Origin of the sequence: Thiolapillus sp., from assembly GCF_048562965.1 — a bacterium.
GTDB lineage: Bacteria > Pseudomonadota > Gammaproteobacteria > Chromatiales > Chromatiaceae > Thiolapillus > Thiolapillus brandeum_A.
In genome coordinates, this window is the sequence record NZ_JBHNMF010000999.1 from 1 (window position 1) to 1022 (window position 1022).

At 48.3% G+C, this 1022-nt stretch carries 1 protein-coding gene; it reads left to right on the plus strand.

Annotated elements, in window-relative coordinates; all coding sequences use genetic code 11:
* Positions 1-108: 108 nt before the first annotated feature.
* Positions 109-1022 (plus strand): hypothetical protein (locus ACOCD2_RS21780; protein WP_419626106.1); only part of this gene is annotated, 914 nt, incomplete at its 3' end.

Sequence of the window (1022 nt, forward strand, 5' to 3'; positions counted from 1 at the left end):
GAACTAAATAATATAGGTTTTGAGCACCCCAAGGAAGTTAGTATTGAGACCGTATCAGCAGATGTTCTGCACGGGGCGTTGGTTGGGCCGAAGGCAAAGCGCAGGAGAATGAACAAGAGAGACATTGATTATGCTGCGCTGAATAGTGTGGGCCCCTTCGATTTCGAACTCTATTGGTACAACCGCAAGACACAGCGAAAAGGAAAATCCACTGGGGAATATCAAGCTTTGCGCAATCTGCTCGACCAATGGATGGGTATTCGCCTATACCGTGATGGATTCAGAGTTTACCCCTATGGCACAGAGGACGACGATTGGCTCGAATTGGATAAGACAGCCCTTAAGTCTAAAGGCTATGCACTCAACAGAATCCAACTTGTTGGGCAGGTTGAAATTGGTCGGTTGTCGAACCCCGAACTCCTCGATCAAACAAATCGCGAAGGCCTTCGGCAGACACCTGAAGAAGCGATTCTAAAGGAGACTGTTCAGTTTGCTGTAGAGCGTCTTCGAGATGAAATGAACCGCATCACCAAGGAACAAAAGGACGCTAAAGAGCCCTTCATTGCAGATGAAACTAAGACTGCCGATCTCGAAAAACGGATGAAGACGGCTATCAAGTCAATTCGAAAAATCGTTCCGTCTGAACATCGAGAGGTCGTTCAAGAACTCGAGTTGGTGCGAGAGGAGTTTGCACGATTTGCGTCCCAGGCTCGTGAGCGCATTGCTGATATGGAAAAGGATGCCGACCAGATGATCGCGATGGCGGGTATTGGTCTGATGGTGGAAGTCGTTGCGCATGAACTCACGCGATCTGCTGAAGATGCACTAGATGTATTGAACAGTCTTAAGCGCAAGACCGTTCCGGAGGAAATTCGGCGTCGACTTGAAAGTCTGAGAGCGTCTATGACGAGTATCAGCAAGCGATTAAGGATTCTCGACCCTCTCAGTGTCACCGGAAGGCAACGTAAGGAACGTTTCAATCTAGATGAGCTTCTGAATGAAATGCTGGAAGCTCATGAAGC